The sequence below is a fragment of the Stenotrophomonas sp. K-6 genome (assembly GCF_056861555.1).
In genome coordinates this window covers 877733-897197 of record NZ_JBSPUC010000001.1, presented here as the reverse complement: position 1 = coordinate 897197, position 19465 = coordinate 877733, and the positions used below count along the sequence as shown (strand labels likewise).

The 19465-nt window shown below is 66.7% G+C and carries 12 protein-coding genes; 4 read left to right on the top strand and 8 right to left on the bottom strand.

Annotation, left to right across the window (positions count from 1 at the left end; genetic code table 11):
• The first annotated feature begins 148 nt into the window (after nucleotides 1–148).
• On the top strand, nucleotides 149–2542 hold the full coding sequence (locus tag AC13F7_RS03995; RefSeq protein WP_482999322.1) for a TonB-dependent receptor plug domain-containing protein: 2394 nt from the start codon (nucleotides 149–151) through the stop codon (nucleotides 2540–2542).
• A gap of 217 nt (nucleotides 2543–2759) precedes the next feature.
• Nucleotides 2760–4463 carry a YbaL family putative K(+) efflux transporter gene (gene ybaL, locus AC13F7_RS03990; RefSeq protein ID WP_123730382.1) on the top strand — a complete coding sequence of 568 codons (1704 nt, stop codon included), beginning with the start codon at nucleotides 2760–2762 and terminating at the stop codon, nucleotides 4461–4463.
• 6 nt (nucleotides 4464–4469) lie between these two features.
• Here ybaL and AC13F7_RS03985 read toward each other — a convergent pair whose 3' ends face one another.
• From AC13F7_RS03985 to AC13F7_RS03970, 4 genes are all read right to left on the bottom strand, one after another.
• The gene (locus tag AC13F7_RS03985) at nucleotides 4470–5351 is read right to left on the bottom strand and encodes an AraC family transcriptional regulator (protein WP_482999321.1); all 882 of its coding nucleotides are present in this window, start codon (nucleotides 5349–5351) and stop codon (nucleotides 4470–4472) included.
• A 167-nt stretch (nucleotides 5352–5518) separates the two neighbouring features.
• A complete protein-coding gene (locus AC13F7_RS03980) occupies nucleotides 5519–6820 on the bottom strand; it encodes an O-acetylhomoserine aminocarboxypropyltransferase/cysteine synthase family protein (RefSeq protein ID WP_346472540.1) in 1302 nt (433 codons plus the stop codon).
• 122 nt (nucleotides 6821–6942) lie between these two features.
• The gene (gene clpB, locus AC13F7_RS03975) at nucleotides 6943–9528 is read right to left on the bottom strand and encodes an ATP-dependent chaperone ClpB (RefSeq protein WP_482999320.1); all 2586 of its coding nucleotides are present in this window, start codon (nucleotides 9526–9528) and stop codon (nucleotides 6943–6945) included.
• Between the two features lie 95 nt (nucleotides 9529–9623).
• Entirely contained in the window at nucleotides 9624–10949 is a 1326-nt protein-coding gene (locus tag AC13F7_RS03970; RefSeq protein ID WP_482999319.1) for a retropepsin-like aspartic protease, read from the bottom strand.
• Between the two features lie 114 nt (nucleotides 10950–11063).
• On the opposite strand from AC13F7_RS03970, the gene AC13F7_RS03965 reads away from it, so the two are divergent.
• Nucleotides 11064–11774, top strand: a complete 711-nt coding sequence (locus tag AC13F7_RS03965) for a glutathione S-transferase (protein WP_482999318.1) — start codon at nucleotides 11064–11066, stop codon at nucleotides 11772–11774.
• Nucleotides 11775–11873: 99 nt separating this feature from the next.
• Here the strand turns inward: AC13F7_RS03965 and AC13F7_RS03960 are convergent, their stop codons facing one another.
• From AC13F7_RS03960 to AC13F7_RS03945, 4 genes are all read right to left on the bottom strand, one after another.
• Nucleotides 11874–13472, bottom strand: a complete 1599-nt coding sequence (locus tag AC13F7_RS03960; protein WP_482999317.1) for a SulP family inorganic anion transporter — start codon at nucleotides 13470–13472, stop codon at nucleotides 11874–11876.
• 112 nt (nucleotides 13473–13584) lie between these two features.
• On the bottom strand, nucleotides 13585–15306 hold the full coding sequence (locus AC13F7_RS03955; RefSeq protein WP_482999316.1) for a thiamine pyrophosphate-dependent enzyme: 1722 nt from the start codon (nucleotides 15304–15306) through the stop codon (nucleotides 13585–13587).
• Nucleotides 15307–15390: 84 nt separating this feature from the next.
• Nucleotides 15391–16251: an XAC2610-related protein gene (locus tag AC13F7_RS03950; RefSeq protein WP_482999315.1), complete on the bottom strand. Its 861-nt coding sequence runs from the start codon at nucleotides 16249–16251 to the stop codon at nucleotides 15391–15393.
• A 35-nt stretch (nucleotides 16252–16286) separates the two neighbouring features.
• Complete coding sequence (locus AC13F7_RS03945; RefSeq protein ID WP_481469917.1) at nucleotides 16287–16769, bottom strand: DUF3574 domain-containing protein; 483 nt, start codon at nucleotides 16767–16769, stop codon at nucleotides 16287–16289.
• A gap of 236 nt (nucleotides 16770–17005) precedes the next feature.
• On the opposite strand from AC13F7_RS03945, the gene AC13F7_RS03940 reads away from it, so the two are divergent.
• Nucleotides 17006–19456 carry a TonB-dependent receptor plug domain-containing protein gene (locus AC13F7_RS03940; protein WP_482999314.1) on the top strand — a complete coding sequence of 817 codons (2451 nt, stop codon included), beginning with the start codon at nucleotides 17006–17008 and terminating at the stop codon, nucleotides 19454–19456.
• The last annotated feature ends 9 nt before the right edge of the window (nucleotides 19457–19465 follow it).

The window sequence follows — 19465 nt, the reverse complement described above, 5'->3', positions numbered from 1 at the left end:
TTTTTACGAACATGGCGAAAATTTGACAAGCGATGAATATCCCGTTAATTCGTCTATTGCGCACCGCAACAACCGCCTTCGCTGACCCGATCCTCGATGTCGTCATGTCGCTTTGGTGCAGCACCGTCACTACCGGAGCCACATCCTGATGAACCGCAAGACCAGTACGCTCGCCGCCGCCGTAGCTGTCGCGCTCGGTATGTCCAGCTTCGCCGCCACCGCCCAGGACGCCCCTGCCCGCACCGCGGCCAACACCCTGGACACCATCATCGTCACCGGCACCCGCGTGGCCGACCGCACCGTGGCCGAGTCGCAGTCGCCGATCGACATCATCACCCCCGAGGCACTGCAGTCCACCGGCACCACCGAGCTGGCCACCGCACTGGCCCGCGCCCTGCCCTCGTTGAACTTCCCGCGTCCGGCATTGACCGACGGCACCAGCGGCATCCGCCCGGCGCAGCTGCGCGGCCTCTCCCCGGACCAGGTGCTGGTGCTGGTCAACGGCAAGCGCCGCCACACCTCCGCGCAGATCAACGTCAACGGCAGCATCGGCCGCGGCTCGTCGGCAGTGGACATCAACGCGATCCCGATCGCCTCCATCGAACGCGTGGAGGTGCTGCGCGACGGCGCCTCGGCGCAGTACGGCTCGGATGCCATCGCCGGTGTGATCAACATCGTGCTCAAGGGGTCCTCCTCCGGCGGCAGCCTGGCGCTGGATGCCGGCCAGTACTCGGCCGGTGACGGCAACAAGTACCAGCTCTCCGGCGACACCGGCATCGGCTTCGCCGACGGCCGCGGCAGCGTGCATGTGGCCGGCCAGATCGTCCAGCAGGACGAGAGCAACCGCGCCGGGCCCTACCAGGGCACAACGCCGAACACCAGCAACTTCCCCAACATCGGCCAGACCACCTTCGTGGTCGGTGACCCGCAGGTGGATGCCACCGCGGCCTCGGCCAATGCCAGCTTCCAGTTCAGCGACCACGTCTCGGCCTATGCCACCGCGATCGCCAGCAACCGCGACATCACCTCGTTCGCGTTCTACCGCTCGCGCAACCACCTCAGCCAGGGCGCGCTGCTGGCGCAGACCTACCCGGACGGCTTCGTGCCGGAGATCAATCAGTATTCCAAGGATCGCTCGCTGGTCGCCGGGGTGAAGGGCGATACGGACAGCGGCTGGAACTGGGACGTCAGCTACAACTACGGCGCCAACAAGATCGATTTCCACACCCGTAACAGCATCAACTACGCGCTCGGCGTGAACAGCCCGCGCTCGTTCTACGATGGTGCGCTGGAGTACACCCAGAACATCGTCAATGCCGACGTGACCAAGACCCTGGACTGGGGCCTGGCCTACCCGGTCACGCTGTCCTTCGGCGGTGAATACCGCAAGGAAAAGTGGGAGCAGTCCGCAGGTGAACTGAACTCCTATACCGGCAGCGGTGCGCAGGGCTTCGGCGGCTTCACCCCGCTCAACGCGGTGGATGCCGACCGCGACAACTACGCCGTCTATGCCGGCCTGGAAGCCGACCTCACCGACAAGTTCTCCGCCGGTGTGACCGGCCGCTATGAGGATTACTCGGACTTCGGCGACAAGTTCTCCGGCAAGCTCTCCGCGCGCTATGCCTTCACCGACAAGGTCGCCCTGCGCGCCACGGCGTCGAGCGGCTTCCGCGCCCCGTCGCTGGCCCAGCAGAGCTACCAGGCGGTCACCAGCACGATCGTCAACGGCGTGTTCGTCGAACGTGGCACCTTCCCGACCACCAGCCCCGCCGCTCAGGCGCTGGGTGCCAGCCCGCTGAAGGCCGAAAGCTCGACCTCCTACAGCCTGGGCCTGGTGCTGCAGCCGGTGGATCGCCTCTACCTGACCGTGGATGCGTACCAGATCGACATCGACGACCGCATCGTGTTGTCGACCAACATCACCACCAATGCCGCCGCCAATTCGCTGCTGTCCGGGCTGGGGCTGCCGGGCGTCACCGCGTTCTCCTACTTCACCAACGGCGTGGACACCCGCACCCGCGGTGTGGATGCCGTCTCCAGTTACACGATCCCCTTCGCCGCCAGCTCGCTGGAGCTGACGGCCGCCTACAGCTACAACGAGACCGAGGTGAAGAAGTTCATCGGCTCACCCGCGGTGTTCGGCGCGCTGGGCATCACCCAGTCGCTGATCGGGCGTGATGAGATCGGCCGTATCGAGGACAGCTACCCGCGTGACAAGGCCATCCTCAGCGGCACCTGGCGCACGGACCATTGGGACCTGAACCTGGCCGCCACCCGCTACGGTTCGTTCACCGTGCGCAACTCGGCCACCGCCCTGCGCGACCAGACCTACGACGCCTCGTGGGTGCTCGATGCCTCGGCCAGCTACAAGCCGAGCGAGAACTGGACCCTCACCCTGGGCGCGGACAACCTCCTGGATCAGTATCCGGACCGCACCGTGGACTTGCAGAACTCCACCTGGGGCATGCTGCCGTACAGCAACTACTCGCCGTATGGGTTCAATGGCGCGTACGTGTACGGACGCGTGACCTACAAGTGGTAAATAAATCTGCCTGACAAACGCACATGCCCCTGTTCGCCGGGGCATGTGCATTCTGGCGGCAGGAACCGGATTCCGCGCATTCACCGATCAACACGCGCGCTGTCCCGGACAGCACATGACCTGCCCACGGGGACATAGCAGCAATGCGGTCGCCGATGTTTGCCCGGACCGGCCGCATCGGTGAAAATCGGGGCATCCCCTATTTCTGCGAGCCCCGATGCACCATGACACCGACCTGATCAACATCGTTGCCGTTGGCCTGGGGCTCGCCTTCATACTCGGCGCGCTGGCCAACAAGCTGCGTTTGTCTCCGCTCGTCGGTTATCTGATTGCAGGCATCTGCGTAGGTCCGTTCACCCCGGGCTTCGTTGCCGACCAGGCGCTGGCCAACCAGCTGGCCGAAATCGGCGTGATGCTGCTGATGTTCGGGGTCGGTCTGCATTTCTCGCTCAAAGACCTGATGGAGGTCAAAGCGATCGCCATCCCGGGTGCGATCGGCCAGATCCTGGTCGCCACCCTGCTCGGCTGGGGGCTGGCCGCGCTGATGGGCTGGCCGGTGATCTACGGCGTGGTGTTCGGTTTCTCGCTGGCCACCGCCAGTACCGTGGTGCTGCTGCGCGCGATGGAAGAACGGCGCCTGCTGGAAACCACGCGCGGCAAGATCGCCATCGGCTGGCTGATCGTGGAAGACCTGGCGTGCGTCCTGGCCCTGGTGATGATGCCGGTGCTGGCCGGCGTGTTCGGCCCGGATGCGGCCAATGAAACCCATACCGTGGGCAGCGTGCTGGCCAGCATCGGCTGGACCTTCGTGCAGCTGGGCCTGTTCGTGGCGGTGATGCTGGTGGTCGGGCGCCGGGTGATTCCGTGGATCCTGGAGCGCATCGCCGGCACCGGGTCGCGCGAGCTGTTCACCCTGGCCGTGCTGGCCATCGCGCTGGGCGTGGCGTTCGGCTCGGCGATGCTGTTCGGTGTGTCCTTCGCGCTGGGCGCGTTCTTCGCCGGCATGCTGCTCAACGAATCGGAGCTGAGCCACAAGGCCGCCAACGATTCGCTGCCGCTGCGCGATGCGTTCGCGGTGCTGTTCTTCGTCTCGGTCGGCATGCTGTTCAACCCGGCCATCCTGATCGAGCACCCGTGGCAGGTGCTGGCGACGGCGGCGATCATCATGTTCGGCAAGTCCGCCGCCGCGTTCGTGATCGTGCGTGCCTTCGGCCACCCGACCGGTACCGCGCTGACCATTTCGGCCAGCCTGGCGCAGATCGGTGAATTCGCCTTCATCATCGCCGGCCTCGGCGTGACCCTGAAGATCCTGCCGCCGACCGGGCAGGCACTGGTCCTGGCCGGTGCGCTGATCTCGATCATGCTCAACCCGCTGGTGTTCGGCCTGCTCGACCGCTGGCTGCTCAAGAACCAGGAAACCGCCCCCACCACCGTGGAGACGGAATTGCCGCCAGGCCCATCGCTGGATCTGCACGACCATGCCATCGTGATCGGCTACGGCCGCGTCGGCAGCGCGCTGGCGCAGGTGCTGCGCGATCGCGGCGTGCCGGTGATGATCATCGACGACAACAAGGAACACGTCGCCGAAGCGCACGCGGCTGGCCTGCCCGGCATCCGTGGCAGTGCGGCTTCCGACCGCGTGCTGGCCGAGGCGCATCCCGAGCGCGCCAAGATCGCCGTGCTGGCCATCCCGCAGCCGCTGGAAGCCGGTGAGACGCTGGCCAAGCTGCGCGCGCTCAATCCCGGCCTGACCCTGCTGGCGCGCGCGCACAGCGACGCCGAGGTGAAGCACCTTCTCGCCCACGGTGCCGATGGCACGGTGATGGCCGAGCGCGAGTTGGCCTACTCGCTGGCCGAGATGGTGATGTCCACCCCGCCGTACCGCACGATGGGGCAGCAGCACAGCATCCCGGTGGTGTAAGGGCCGCTACACCACCGGCACGCAGATATCCGCGCGCAGGATCGCCTCTGGCACCTCTTCCGGGTCATCCAGGTAGTGGTAGTACAGCTCCGCATCGCGCAGGGTGTAGCCACTGTCGGGCAGCCAGTCGCGCAGCAGCGCATCAGTGGCCGCTTCCAGGCCCGCGTAACTGCCCACATGGCGCAGCACGGCATACGTGCCACCGCCCAGCGTCAGCGCACGCAGCGGGGCAGGCAGCGCCTGCGGCGGGCGCCCGAAGCCCATTGCGCAATCGAATACGCATTCCTGCCCCGGCGCGTCGCGGTGGTCCGTCCGTGCGATGCCGATCAGCTGCTGCAGCTGTTCGGTCCAGCCCTGCTCCGCCGCCCAGGTGAAGATCTCGCCGAAGGCCTGATCCAGATCATCGAAGGCCCCTTCCCTGCGCAGCGCCACCACGTCGAAAGGCGCCAGCGTCGTCACCGTGACCTGCAACGGCACCGTCCCGTCCGCGTGATCGCCAGCCGGCAGTGACAGCCGCTGCTGCCAGTGGCTGCGCAGCCCGGCATCCTCGCGCAGGCGGGTGGGCGTGGCATCCAGTGCCTGGCGACAGACCCGGGCCAGTGCCTGCGGACTTTCGAAGCCGACGTTGAGCGCGACCTCGGTGACGCGGCTGTCGGCCTGGCCCAGCAGGGTCAGCGCCTGCAGCAAGCGCAGGCGGGCCACGGTACGCCCGGGGGTCTCGCCGGTCAGCGCACGGTACAGGCGATGGAAGTGGAATGGCGACTGGTGCGCGATCGCGGCCAATGCCTCCAGATCGGGCAAGGGATCGCCAGCACGCAGGCAAGTCTGCAAATGGGCGATGACGCGGTCGATACCGTGGCGCTGGCGTACCTGGGCAATGCGGCGCATGGCGGGTTCCCTCTCTTGGTGACGCTCAGCGTGCGTCCTCCCCAAGGCCGCCGCGTGGCTGATCTTGCGCAGTTGCAGGAACGTCAGCCGATGCTAACCCTGCCGGCGCAGACACGCCAAAAAACCCCACGGCGGCCGGCCCGCACCGACCGCCGTGGGCCCTACCTCTACGCCTTGGCCAACGCCTGCTCCAGGTCCGCGAGCAAGTCATCGATGTGTTCAATACCCACCGACAACCGCACCGTGTCTTCGCTGACGCCGGCCTTCTCCAGCTCGGCCGCATCCAGCTGCCGGTGCGTGGTCGAGGCGGGATGTGTGGCCAGTGATTTGGCATCGCCCAGGTTCACCAGCCGCGTGAACAACTGCAGCGCGTCCAGGAAACGCGCACCCGCGGCGCGGCCACCGGGCAGGCCGAAGGTCAGCACGCCGGAGCCGTGGCCGCGCAGGTACTTCTGCACGAGCGCATGTTCAGGGTGATCGGGCAGCGCGGCATAGTTGACCCAGGCGACCTTGGGATGGCCCTGGAGGTGTTTCGCCACCGCCAGCGTGTTGGCGTTGATACGGTCCAGCCGCAGCGCCAGCGTCTCGATGCCCTGCAGGATCAGGAAGGAGTTGAACGGTGAGATCGCCGCGCCGGTATTGCGTAGCGGCACTACCCGCGCGCGGCCGATGTAGGCGGCCGGCCCGAGTGCGTCGGTGTAGACCACGCCGTGGTAGCTCACATCCGGTTCGTTCAAGCGGCGGAAGCGCTGCTTGTGCTCCGCCCAGGGGAAGCGCCCGGAGTCCACGATCGCCCCGCCCAGGCTGGTGCCGTGACCGCCGAGGTACTTGGTCAACGAGTGCACCACGATGTCCGCACCGAAGTCGAACGAGCGCTGCAGGTACGGCGTCGCCACCGTGTTGTCCACGATCAGCGGCACGCCATGCGCATGTGCGATCTTCGCCACTGCCTCGATGTCGGTGATGTTGCCGCGCGGGTTGCCGATGGATTCGACGAACACCGCCTTGGTGCGCTCATCGATCAGCGCGCCGAACGCCTGCGGATCGCGATAGTCGGCAAAGCGCGTTTCGATCCCGAACTGCGGCAGCGTATGCGCGAACAGGTTGTAGGTGCCGCCATACAGGGCGCTGGCCGAGACGATGTTGTCGCCGGCCTCGGCGATGGTCTGAATCGCGTAGGTGATCGCGGCCTGGCCCGAAGCCAATGCGAGCGCACCGATGCCACCTTCGAGCGCGGCGATGCGCTGCTCCAGCACATCGGTGGTCGGGTTCATGATGCGGGTGTAGATGTTGCCCGGCACCTTGAGGTCGAACAGGTCCGCACCGTGCTGGGTGTCATCGAAGGCGTAGGCCACGGTCTGGTAGATCGGCACCGCCACCGCGCGGGTGGTGGGATCGGGCCGATAGCCACCATGCACGGCGATGGTCTCCGCGCGCCACTGTGATTCGGGACTGCCGTGTTCGGACATCGCATCGTCTCCAGGTGAATGCCGACGATACCGAACAAAAAACCCCCGCCGAAGCGGGGGTTCATGCCAAACATGCATGGGGTGAGGCCCAACGGTTATCAGGCCGCCGGTGTGGGCAGGGCTCAGCCCTTCACGAACACCAGCTTGCCCTCGGCCGCATCGACCCGGATCACATCGCCGTTGAGGAACTCGCCGGACAGGATCTTCTGCGCCAGCGGATTCTCCAGCTGCGACTGGATCGCACGCTTGAGCGGACGGGCGCCGTAGACCGGATCGAAGCCCACATTGCCAAGCAGCTCGAACGCCGCATCGCTGACCTCAATGCGCAGGCCACGTTCGGCCAGGCGCTTTTCCAGGCCCTGCATCTGGATGCGCGCGATCTGCTTGATCTGCACCTTGTCCAGCGGATGGAACACGACGATGTCGTCCAGGCGGTTGATGAATTCCGGGCGGAAGTGCGCCTGCACCACGCCCATCACCGCCGCCTTCATCTGCGTGTAGGCCTCCGGGCTGTCATCACTGCTCATGTCCTGGATCTGGTGCGAGCCAAGGTTGGAGGTCATCACGATGACGGTATTGCGGAAGTCCACCGTGCGGCCCTGGCCATCGGTCAGGCGGCCGTCGTCGAGCACCTGCAGCAGGATGTTGAACACATCCGGATGCGCCTTCTCCACCTCGTCCAGCAGGATCAGCGAATACGGGCGGCGACGCACCGCTTCGGTCAGGTAGCCACCTTCTTCGTAGCCCACATAACCCGGGGGCGCACCGATCAGGCGCGCGACGCTGTGCTTCTCCATGAACTCGCTCATGTCGATGCGGATCATCGCGTCGCTGCTGTCGAACAGGAACTCGGCCAGCGATTTGCACAGCTCGGTCTTGCCTACGCCGGTCGGGCCCAGAAACAGGAACGAACCGCTCGGGCGATCCGGGTCGGACAGGCCCGCACGCGAGCGACGCACCGCATCGGAAACCACCTTGATCGCCTCTTCCTGGCCGACCACGCGGTTGTGCAGCACCTCTTCCATGCGCAGCAGCTTGTCGCGCTCACCTTCCAGCATGCGGTTGACCGGAATGCCCGTCCAGCGCGAGACGACCTCGGCGATCTCCTCGGCGGTCACGCGGTCCTGCACCAGCTTGAACTCGGTGGTTTCCACTTCCTGCGCGGCAGCCAGCTGCTTTTCCAGCTGCGGCAGCTGTCCGTACTGGATTTCGCTCATGCGCCCGAAATCCTGGCGGCGCTGGGCCGATTCCAGTTCCAGCTTGGCCTGCTCGATCTGCTCCTTGATCCGGGTCGCGCCCTGCAGCGTGGCCTTCTCCGACTTCCAGATTTCGTTGAGGTCGGAGAACTCACGCTCCAGCGCATCGATGTCGTTTTCAAGATCGGCCAGACGCTGACGCGAGGCGTCGTCCTTTTCCTTCTTGAGCATCTCGCGCTGGATTTTGAGCTGGATCACGCGGCGCTCAAGGCGATCCAGTTCTTCCGGCTTGGAGTCGATCTCCATACGGATGCGCGAGGCGGCCTCGTCCATCAGGTCGATGGCCTTGTCGGGCAGCTGGCGGTCGGCGATGTAACGGTGCGACAGCGTGGCTGCCGCGACGATCGCCGGGTCGGTGATTTCCACGCCATGGTGCACGGCGTATTTTTCCTTCAGCCCGCGCAGGATCGCGATGGTGTCTTCCACGCTCGGCTCGCCCACCAGCACCTTCTGGAAGCGGCGCTCCAGCGCGGCATCCTTCTCGATGTACTTGCGGTACTCGTCCAGCGTGGTCGCGCCGACGCAGTGCAGCTCTCCGCGCGCGAGCGCCGGCTTGAGCATGTTGCCCGCGTCCATCGCGCCATCGGCCTTGCCCGCACCAACCATGGTGTGCAGCTCGTCGATGAACAGGATCACCTGCCCCTCGCTCTTGGCCAGGTCGTTGAGCACGCCCTTCAGGCGCTCCTCGAACTCACCGCGGAACTTCGCGCCGGCGATCAGCGCGCCCATGTCCAGCGAAAGCACGCGCTTGCCACGCAGGCCTTCGGGCACTTCGTCGTTGATGATGCGCTGGGCCAGGCCTTCCACGATGGCAGTCTTGCCCACGCCGGGCTCGCCGATCAGCACCGGATTGTTCTTGGTGCGGCGCTGCAGGACCTGGATGGTGCGACGGATTTCCTCATCGCGGCCGATCACCGGATCCAGCTTGCCGCTCTCGGCACGCGCGGTCAGGTCGATGGTGTACTTCTCCAGTGCCTGGCGCTGGTCTTCGGCATTTTCCGACTGCACGGTCTCGCCGCCGCGCACCTTGTCGATGGCGGTCTCGATCTTCTTCCTGTCGGCACCGGCGGCGCGCAGCGCCATGCCCAGGGTGCCGCCATCGTCCACCGCGGCCAGCACGAACCACTCACTGGCGATGAAGGCATCGCCGTGCTGCTGGGCCAGCTTGTCGGTGTTGTTGAGCAGCCGGTTCAGATCGTTGCCGATCGACAGGTTGCCTTCCTGCCCGGAGACCTTGGGCAGGGCCTCCAAGGTTTCATTCAAACGTTCGCGCAGCACCGGCACGTTGACGCCGGCCTGGGCCAGCAGCGGGCGCGTGCTGCCGCCCTGCTGGTCCAGCAGCGCGCTGAACACGTGTACCGGTTCGATGATGTTGTTGTCGCGGCCTACGGCCAGCGACTGCGCGTCGGCCAGCGCCTGCTGGAAACGCGAGGTGAGCTTGTCCATCCGCATGATCTTGTCCTCGATGTAAACGGGGCTGGCCGTGCCAGCACTGTCCCTGAGATGCGGTTACGCGCGCGTGTTTCAAGGGTGGATGAGATGCCGATTCAGGCTTCATCCGGCGGTCGGGGCCCGCCCAGCAACGCAGGCTCGGCCGGCCGCGGCACCAGGCAGCCGAGGCCACCGGGCAGGTCGAGAAACACGTCATGGCCGCCGGTGACCCCGTAGCCGATCCGCCAGGACGAGGGAAACAGGTCGGGCGGCTGAAAGGCCACATCCACCGGAATGCGGGTCACCGTATCGGTCAGCTGCAGAGGGGTATTGGCCTGGGCGTACTCGATGTCCTCCGCCCCGCGGGTGGTGATGACGTTCTTGCGCTGGATCGCGGCAGCGGGCACCGACGCGCGTGGCGCGCCGCGCATCTGGAAGGCCCCGTTGAAGCCGGTATCGACCAGCATCAGGTTGTTGTCCTGGCCACGGATGGGAAACCGCTGTTGCTGGAACGGTCCCCACAGCGACGAGGTCACCGCCGTCCGCCGCGTGCAGGCAGCCGGCGACGCTGTCCCCAGCAGGGTGAGCGTTTCACGTGAGAGGCGGATCCGCCCGAGCGCGCGAAGCACATCCAGCCCGATCAGGTTGAGCTCGCGCGCGGGTTCGCTGTTGAACGACACATCGCGCACGCGCTGTCCGCCCAGCTCGATGTCGATCGGCGCCGCCAGGCCCGCCTGCTGGATGTCGCCGGCGACGATGCGCGAGACCACGAAGTTCTCCGTGACCGGCAGGCCGAGCGACTCGGCCAGCGCGCGGCTGATGTGCGAGCGCGGGGCGCCGGTATCGACGATGAAGGACGCCTCCCGGGCGACCGCCGCGCCGTCGCGCGTGCCATGCAGGGTAAGCGTCACCGAGGGCAGCTCATTGCTGAACTGGATCGGCACCGCCACATCCTGCGCCCGCGCGGGCGCAGGCACCGCGCTGCGCGGCCAGGTGGTGAAGGACGCGAACGCCGGCCGGGTGACATCGGGTACTTCATCGCCGGCCCTGAGCATTGGCACGATGGTGCGCTGGTAGTCCTCGCGCACGCGCAGCATCAGGCTCGCCCAGCCGGCGATATCGCCCTCGATCAGCGCATTGCCGGCGAGGGTGGATTCGCACAGAAACGCCAGCCCCTGCAGCGCAGGGGGTGCATCCCGCGTCTCCTCCAGGCACTGGCGTGCTGCACGGTTGGACGCGGCCAGCTCGCCACGGACGCGGTGATACCCCGCCGCGCCCAGGTGACGACGCGGACCGGGTGCGCGGCTCATGTCGCGCAGCGTGGTCAACTCCGCACGCAGTACCGCGTCGCTGTAGCCGAACCCATCGTGCAGCGCCACCGGATCGGCCGCTGCCGTGGCCGGCAACGCCGCCACGCACATGCCCAGTACCCACCTCCGCATCGCGTACTCCCATCAACCGCCCCGCTCGACCCTAGCACGGGAACCACGCTGCGCTCACGCCTGCTTCCCCGGGCGTGGGCAATGCTGGGTGCAGATGACGCACGGAGTGGCTGCATGCATTACGAACTGTATTACTGGACCGGTATCCAGGGGCGCGGCGAGTTTGTCCGCCTCGCGCTTGAGGATGCCGGCGCTGGCTACACCGATATGGCGCGGGTGCACGGCGATGCCGTGATGCAGCCCTACCTGGACGGTAAGGTCGAGGGTCTGCAGCCGTTCGCTCCGCCGTTCCTGCGCTCGGGCAAGCAGGTCATCGCCCAGGTTGGCGCGATCCTGGATCATCTGGGACCGACGCTCGGCCTGGTGCCCGACGCGAGCTCACGGCGGCAGCAGGCACTCCAGCTGCAATTGGCCATCGCCGATCTGGTCGCCGAGGTGCACGACACCCATCACCCCATCGCTGCGTCAAAATACTACGAGGATCAGAAGCACGAAGCCAAGGCGCGCGCGGAGTCGATGCGCGGCGAGCGCATGCCCAAGTTCCTGACGTATTTCGAGAGCGTGCTCAAGCACAACGGCGGGCGGCATCCGCTGCGCGAGCATTCGTATGTGGATCTGTCGCTGTTCCAGCTGCTGAGCGGGCTGGACTACATGTTCCCGCGCCGCATGCAGGCGCTATGGCCCACACTGCCGCAACTGCGTGCATTGAAGGACCGGGTGGAAACCCGGCCCAACATCGTGGCCTACCTCGCCTCCGAACGGCGCCTGCCCTTCAACATCAACGGCATCTTCCGGCATTACCCGGAGCTGGATGGCGAGCAATGATGCCTCGCCGGGGTTAGCGACGCATGCGGCGGTAGCTCACGACCGTTGGTCGTGAGCGCAGGGAAAAGCAGCCGGCCAACGGCCGGCACTACCGGGGCGTTACGTACGCTCTCCAGGCTGCTTCTGCAGCGAGAGCAGCGCCAGCAACCCGGCCAGCGCCACATACGCGCCGGTGAACTGCCAGCTGATGATCTTCGGCAGTCCTTCCAGCTGCCACGGCAGGTAGATGCCACCGCGCGGGTCCACCGAGTGGATCAGGCCGAACAGCGTCAGCGCCGCAGCCACCAGCAGGAACCCGGAGGCGCGCAGCAGCTTCCCGTCGATCATCGCCACCACCGCCGCGATCCACAGCATCGAGGTGATGATGAAGCCGTTGCCCAGGGTGAAGATCACCGCCAGCTCCGGCAGGCCATGCCCATCCAGGGTGGTGGTCATCGCTGCCAGCTGCTCCGGTGCGATCCAGCCCGGCGCCTTGATCGCCAGCAGGTAGGCCACCGAGGGCAGGAAACCGAGCACCATCGCGCCGGCATGTTCGCGCGGCGTGGCCTGGAAGGCCTGGGTGGTGATGTCGATCGCCACGTACACGATGATCGGGGCCAGCACGGCCAGCGGCAGCCACTGCACCAGCCCGGAGATCACGCCCAGCATACCGCCGATGCCGACGAACAGGCCGGTCAGCAGCGTGTAACCGCTGCGCGCGCCCATGTGCTTGTAGGCCGGTTGGCCGATGTACGGTGTGGTCTGCGCCACACCGCCGCAGAAGCCGGCCACCAGCGTGGCGATGGCTTCCACCAGCAGGATGTCGCGGGTGCGGTAATCGTCACCGGCCGCGCGCGCGCTCTCGGAGACGTTGATGCCGCCCACCACCATCAGCAAGCCGAACGGCAGCAGCAGCGGCAGGTAGGTGATCGCGGTCGGCAGGCCGTCGATGAAGCCCAGCGTCGGCCACGGCAGTACCACCTGCGGCGGCACCCACTCGGGCACCTTGAAGCCCGGTGCGCCCAGCCCGGCAAGCCCGAGGCCGTAATACAGGATCGTGCCGAACACGAACGCGACCAGCACGCCGGGCGCGCGGATCGGCAACTTGCGCTTGGCGATCAGCACGTACAGCAGCAGGCCCAGCGTGACGAAGCCGACGATCGGCGAGCGCAGCGTTTCCAGCAGCGGCAGGAAGCCCATCAGCACGATCGCGATACCGGCGATGGAGCCCAGCAGCGAGGCACGCGGCAGCGCGCGGGTGACCGCCTCGCCGAAGAACGAGAGGATCACCTTCAGCACGCCCATGATCACCAGCGAGGCCATGCCCAGCTGCCAGGTCGCGATGGCGGCATCGTGCGGGGCCAGTCCCTGCCCCTTGAAAGCCAGGAAGGCCGGGCCGAGCACCAGCAGCGCCATGCCGATGCTGGTCGGTGCATCCAGGCCGAGCGGCATCGCGGTGACATCGTCACGCCCGGTACGCGCAGCCAGGCGCCGGGCCATCCCGGTGTAGAGCACGTTGCCGACCAGCACGCCGAAGGCCGTACCCGGGAACATGCGGCCGAACACCACATCGGCCGGGAACTGGAAGATGCCGACCAGCGCCATCGCGATGAAGCCGAGGATCGACAGATTGTCGACGACCAGGCCGAAGAAACCGTTGAGATCGCCGGCAACGAACCAGCGGGGACGTCCGGAGGGGACGGGAGCAGTGGCGGACATGCGCAGGGCGGCCGTGGGGAGGGGGGGTAGCCGATGGTAGGGCCTCCCCGCCCCCAGTAACAGGCGCATGAATGGAACACCGACAGACGCCCGCCGATGGATCGCGTGGGGATCAGGGCTTGTTGAGGAAATTGTTCGCCAGCAGGTCCCGCACATCCCCGACCCGCCCGCTGAGCAGCGCCTTGGCCGCGTACAGGGCGGTGCCGGCCACCTGCTTGGCCTCCACCTGCGGGGGCATCACCAGCTCGGTCGGGCTGGTGTGCACGTCCAGCAGGGCCGGGCCGGGATGGGCCAGGATGTCCTGCACGGCCTGCTCCAGGTCTTCCGAGCGGGTAACCGTGCGCCCGTAGAAGCCGATCACCTCGGCCAGCCGGCCGAAATCGGGGTTCTTCAGGTCGGTGTAATTGTCCAGCAGGCCCTCGACCTTCTGCTCCAGCTCCACGAAGTTCAGCGAGCTGTTGTTGTAGACCACCACCTTGATCGGCAGGTTCTCCTGCACGGCGGTGAGCAGGTCGCCGAGCAGCATCGCCAGGCCGCCGTCACCGGACAGCGAGATCACCTGCCGGCCCGGATAGGCCTTCTGCAGGCCCAGCGCCTGCGGCATCGCGTTGGCCATCGTGCCGTGCAGCAGGCTGGTCAGCGTGCGGCGGCGGCCGTTGACGCGGATATGGCGCAGGATCCAGACCATCGGCGAGCCGCCGTCAGCGGTGAACAGCGCATCGTCGGCGGCGTGGCGGTCGATCAGCGCGGTCAGGTGCTGCGGGTGAATCAGCTCACCCTCGCCCGGCTGCTCTTCCTTGGCGCGCGTGGCGAGCGCCTTCTCACGGTGCTCCAGGCATTCGTCCAGGAAGCTGCGGTCCTCGCGCTCGGGCAGCAACGGCAGCAGCGCCTCCAGGGTCGGGCCGATGTCACCCACCACGCCAAGGTTCACGGGATGCCGGCGGCCAAGATGGCTGCCATCGCGATCCACCTGGATCAGCGTGGCCTTGTCCGGGTAGTACTGGCCCCACGCGAAGTCCGCGCCGAGCAGCAGCAGCGTGTCGCAGGCCATCAGCGTGTGATACCCGGATTCGATGCCGAAGATGCCGGTCATGCCCATGTTGTACGGGTTGTCGTACTCCACGAAATCCTTCGCACGCGAGGTATGCGCGATCGGTGCCTTGAGCCTGGCACCGAGTGCGACCAGTGCATCGTGCGCATGCTCGCAGCCGGCACCGGCATAGATGCCGATCCGCTTGCCCTCGCCGATCAGCGCGGCGATGCGCTGCAGTTCGTCGTCCGAGGGGCGCAGCACCGGCTGGGTGTAGTGCACCGAGAACGGCACATCGTGCTTGACTTCGGCTTCGCTGATATCGGCCGGCAGGATCACCACCGCCACCCCGCGGCGGCTGATCGCGGCCTGGCAGGCAAGGGTCACCACGCGGCGCGCCTGCTCGGCGCTCTGGACCTGTTCGCAGAACACGCTGCAGCTGCCGTAGACCGCCTTGAAATCGACTTCCTGCGGGAACTCCATGCCCAGTTCGGCGGTGACTACCTGGCTGGCGATCAACACCATCGGCGCGCGGTTGCGGTTGGTCTCGAACACGCCGTTGATGAAGTGCAGCCCACCGGGGCCGCACGAGCCGGCGCAGGCGGTGAGCTGCCCGCTGATCAACGACTCGGCACCGGCAGCAAACGCGGCCACTTCCTCATGCCGCATGTGCACCCACTCGATCCCGCTGTGGTGGATGGCATCGGTGACGTAGTTGAGGGTATCGCCGACAATGCCGTAACAGTGACGGACACCGGCGGCCTGCAGGGTTTCAACCACGATCTCGGCAACGCGCTTGCTCATGACATGCTTCCACGACGAGGGGGAAGCGTCAGCCTAGTCCCGGGCAAGTGACACCCATGTGGGTTTACCCGTGGCAGCGCGCGATCACGGCTGCGTGTTCACCCAGCCCAGCACCGCGCCGCGCGTGGGATTGTCATAGCGCACCTGCACCCAGCCGTCGCGCTCATCCAGCAGTTCCACGCGGTCATCGCGCACCAGGTAGCGTTTGGTCGTGGCATCACCGGGGCGGCTGTACAAGGGCAGCCGCGCCACCATCACATGGCCGGATATGGGCATCAGCGGCGCGCCGGCGCGCGGCGTTTCCAGCCCATCGCCGATGGCCGTCTGAAGTACCTTGCCGGCAGGATCGAAGGTGCTCCAGACCGCCAAGGGACCGCTGTCGGCGGTCTGCTTGATGAACACGTATGGCTCCAGCACATCGTCGAGCATCAACAGACGTTCTGCGCGGTACAGGTACAGGCGACCGCCGTCGTAACGGTACTGGTCCACGTACCACATCGGGCCACCGCGGCAGCTGCTGCTCAGGGTGCGCGTGGTTGCATCCACGGTCAGGCCCATCAGACCACCGCATTGCGCGCCTTCGGTGGAGATCGGCTCCAATGCCACCAGCTGCTTCGTGGCCGGGTCGTAGCGATACACCGCTACGGCTTCATTGACCATGCCCACCGAGGCGCGCGCGACCAGCTCCGGCCGCCCGTCGAAGTCGACATCCTCGGCAGACAGACGCGCGTTGCCGTCCGCGTCGGCCACCCCCGGCAGCACCTGGCGCTTGCCCGAGGGGGTCAGCACGACGGCTATGCCGCCGTCTTCCTGCAGCGTCGCCTGCACCTGCACGCCGGCAGCCACGTCGACTTGAAGCCGGGCTTGGGCGGCATCCTGCGCGTGCGCGCACGTTGCCGCCAGGCCCATCACCACCGCAGCCAGCATCGCATCCCTGTGTTTCATCATCGCTCCTTGCAGCGCCACCGCGGCGCCCTGGCTCAGAACGATACTTCAACCGCCTGCTGTGCCCACAGCACCGACTGGTGCCCGGTCGCCTGCTTCCACGCAAGGCGGATCGCTTCGATGTCGGCGCGGCGCTGCGGGGTGTTCTCGTGCAGGACCACCAGCACCTTGGTGCGCAGGCGGTTCGGCTCGGGCGCACCGCGGAACAGCCACTGGCCGTAGGCGTCGAACACGGTCAGGCCGTCCGGGAAGCGCGGGGTGACTTCCTTGTCGAGGAAGGCGCGCCACTGCGCGTCGGTGATGCCTTCGGTCTGCGGCCGGTCGGCCACGCCGGTTTCCTCCCCCACACCGAAGTAGAGCTCGCTGCGGACCCAGCCGGCCGCCGCGTCCGGGCGCGCCGCATCGCCCTGCAGGGTGGCCGTGGCGGTGGCGGGCGGGGTCGGCTTGGCGGTCGGGGCGGCGGTGGCACAGCCGCTGGTGGCCAGGACCAGGGCAAACAGGATGGCGCGGAACGACATGGACAACTCTCCGGAACACAGGGACAGGCAGGGGAAGGAGCGTGCCGGACATCCGGGTCCGGTACAGATCGCCAATGGCTATCTGCTGATAACCACCCCGATGGGACTTGCGTCACACAGGACGATCACGCGAAGATAATATATCGCTTCATCCGGATGGATTGGTAGTGCCGGCCATTGGTCGCCAAGCCCGCTCCTCCTCCCCCTCCCCCCCCCGTCGTCCTGCTGGAGTCCGTATGTCCCGTCCGTCCGCGTCGCGCCTTGGCCTTGCCATCGCGCTCGTCCTCTCCTCCCCCCTGTTGGCCCAGGACGTACTTGCGCAGGACGCGCCGAACACCGCCCAGACGTTGGACACCGTGATCGTGACCGGCACCCGCGCCATCGACCGGACCGTACTGGAATCCACCTCGCCGGTGGACGTGCTCACCGCTGAGGACATCCGCAAGGCCGGCGTGGTCAACGGCGAATTGGGCAGCGCGCTGCAGGCGCTGCTGCCCTCGTTCAACTTCCCGCGCCAGTCCAACTCCGGCGGCGCCGACCACATCCGTGCCGCCCAGCTGCGCGGGCTCTCACCCGATCAGGTGCTGGTGCTGGTCAACGGCAAGCGCCGCCACAGCAGCGCGCTGGTCAACACCGACAGCAAGATCGGCAAGGGCACCACCCCGGTCGATTTCAACGCGATCCCGGTCAGCGCGATCAAGCGCATCGAAGTACTGCGCGATGGCGCCGGTGCGCTGTACGGCTCGGACGCGGTGGCCGGTGTGATCAACGTCATCCTGGATGACGCCCCGGAAGGTGGCGCATTCGAGGCCAGCTTCGGCGCCAACCACACCGATCTCAAGCCGATCGACCGCACCATCACCGACGGCCAGACCAGCTACGCCAGCGCCAAGGTCGGCACCGCACTGGGCGAAGACGGCGGTTTCCTGCGCGTCGGCCTGGAGCTGAAGAACCACGAAGGTACCAACCGCGCCGGCTTCGATCAGATCCCGCCGTGGGACCAGAGCGATACCAACCTTGCGCTGCAGGGCAAGCGCAACTACGTGCTCGGCGACGGCAAGACCAAGGATCTGAACGCCTGGTACAACGCGCAGCTGCCGTTCGGTGAAACCTCCACGTTCTACAGCTTCGCCACCTTCAACCAGCGCGACAGCGAAGGCGCGAACTACTTCCGCTACCCGGACAGCGACGCCAACTGGGCCCAGGTCTACCCCAACGGCTACCGCCCGATCTCCGAAGGCGAGAACCGCGACGTGCAGGCCGTGGCCGGTGCGAAGGGCCAGTGGGGCGAGTGGAACTACGATGCCAGCCTGGATTACGGCCTCAACACGTTCACCTACCGCCTGCGCAATTCGATCAACGCCTCGCTCGGCCCGACCAGCCCGACCCGGTTCAAGACCGGCGACTACCGCAACGAGCTGACGGTGGCCAACTTCGATCTGGGCCGCGTGTTCTCGCAGGGCGACAGCATCACCCACAGCCTGGGCCTGGGCCTGGAAGCGCGCCGCGACCATTACGAAACCCGCCCCGGTGACCCGAGCAGCTATGCCGCGGGTCCGTTCACGGATCGCCCGACCGGCTCGCAGGCCGGTGGCGGCCTGACCCCGCAGGATGCGACCTCGCTGTCGCGCGATGTGGCCAGCGCCTATGCCAGCCTGTCCAGCCAGTTCGGCGAACATTTCTCCAGCGATCTGGCGGCGCGCTACGAGCACAGCGACGACTTCGGCGGTGAGCTCACCGGCAAGCTCGGCCTGCGCTACGAATTCACTCCGGCCTTCGCGCTGCGTGGTGCGGTCTCCAACAACTTCCGCGCGCCCTCACTGGCGCAGATCGGCTACGAGTCAACCTCCACCGGCTACAACGCGGCCGGCCAGCTGGTGCAGGGCCGGGTGCTGTCGGTCAACAATCCGATCGCGCGCGGTCTCGGCGCCACCGACCTGAAGCCGGAGAAGTCGCTCAACACCAGCCTGGGCTTCACCAGCCGCATCGGCGATCACTTCGATGTCTCGCTGGACTTCTTCCAGATCGACATCGATGACCGCATCGCGCTGTCGGAGAGCATCACCGGTGACGCGCTGACCGATTATGTACAGCAGCAGTTCGGCGTGGCCGGCCTGCAGAGCGCCAGCTTCTTCGTCAACGCCGCCGATACCCGCACCCGCGGTGCCGAACTGGTGAGCAACTGGCGGCAGTCGCTGGGCAACGGCGAGCTGGTGCTGACCGGCACCTATGCCTACACCAAGACCACGTTGAAGAACGTGCTTGCCACGCCGCCGGGCCTGCTCGCCTTGGACCCGGACTATGTGCTGTTCGGCGTGGAAGAGACCAACACGCTGACCGATGCCACCCCGCGCACGCGCGCCGCGCTGGCGGCCAGCTGGGCCAATGATCAGTGGTCGTTGACCAGCCGCCTCAGCCGCTATGGCAGCGTCACCCGTGTGTTCAACTTCGGCGATGGCTACATCCCGCGCCAGACCTATGGGGCGGAATGGCAGCTGGATGCCGAGGTCGAGTACAAGATCACCCCACAGTGGAGCGTGGCAGTGGGCGGTCAGAACCTGACCGACAACTACTCGGATCTGTCCAACGATGACATCTACTACTTCGGCAACCTGCCGTACGACGTGCTGTCACCGATCGGCAGCAATGGTGCGTACTACTACGGCCGCGTGCGATATACCTTCTGACCGGTAGCG

Bases quoted from the DNA above. Each gene is read 5' to 3' on its own strand.
- AC13F7_RS03995 (WP_482999322.1), top strand. From the start codon at position 149: ATGAACCGCAAGACCAGTACGCTCGCCGCCGCCGTAGCTGTCGCGCTC.
- ybaL (WP_123730382.1), top strand. From the start codon at position 2,760: ATGCACCATGACACCGACCTGATCAACATCGTTGCCGTTGGCCTGGGG.
- AC13F7_RS03985 (WP_482999321.1), bottom strand. From the start codon at position 5,351: ATGCGCCGCATTGCCCAGGTACGCCAGCGCCACGGTATCGACCGCGTC.
- AC13F7_RS03980 (WP_346472540.1), bottom strand. From the start codon at position 6,820: ATGTCCGAACACGGCAGTCCCGAATCACAGTGGCGCGCGGAGACCATC.
- clpB (WP_482999320.1), bottom strand. From the start codon at position 9,528: ATGCGGATGGACAAGCTCACCTCGCGTTTCCAGCAGGCGCTGGCCGAC.
- AC13F7_RS03970 (WP_482999319.1), bottom strand. From the start codon at position 10,949: ATGCGGAGGTGGGTACTGGGCATGTGCGTGGCGGCGTTGCCGGCCACG.
- AC13F7_RS03965 (WP_482999318.1), top strand. From the start codon at position 11,064: ATGCATTACGAACTGTATTACTGGACCGGTATCCAGGGGCGCGGCGAG.
- AC13F7_RS03960 (WP_482999317.1), bottom strand. From the start codon at position 13,472: ATGTCCGCCACTGCTCCCGTCCCCTCCGGACGTCCCCGCTGGTTCGTT.
- AC13F7_RS03955 (WP_482999316.1), bottom strand. From the start codon at position 15,306: ATGAGCAAGCGCGTTGCCGAGATCGTGGTTGAAACCCTGCAGGCCGCC.
- AC13F7_RS03950 (WP_482999315.1), bottom strand. From the start codon at position 16,251: ATGAAACACAGGGATGCGATGCTGGCTGCGGTGGTGATGGGCCTGGCG.
- AC13F7_RS03945 (WP_481469917.1), bottom strand. From the start codon at position 16,769: ATGTCGTTCCGCGCCATCCTGTTTGCCCTGGTCCTGGCCACCAGCGGC.
- AC13F7_RS03940 (WP_482999314.1), top strand. From the start codon at position 17,006: ATGTCCCGTCCGTCCGCGTCGCGCCTTGGCCTTGCCATCGCGCTCGTC.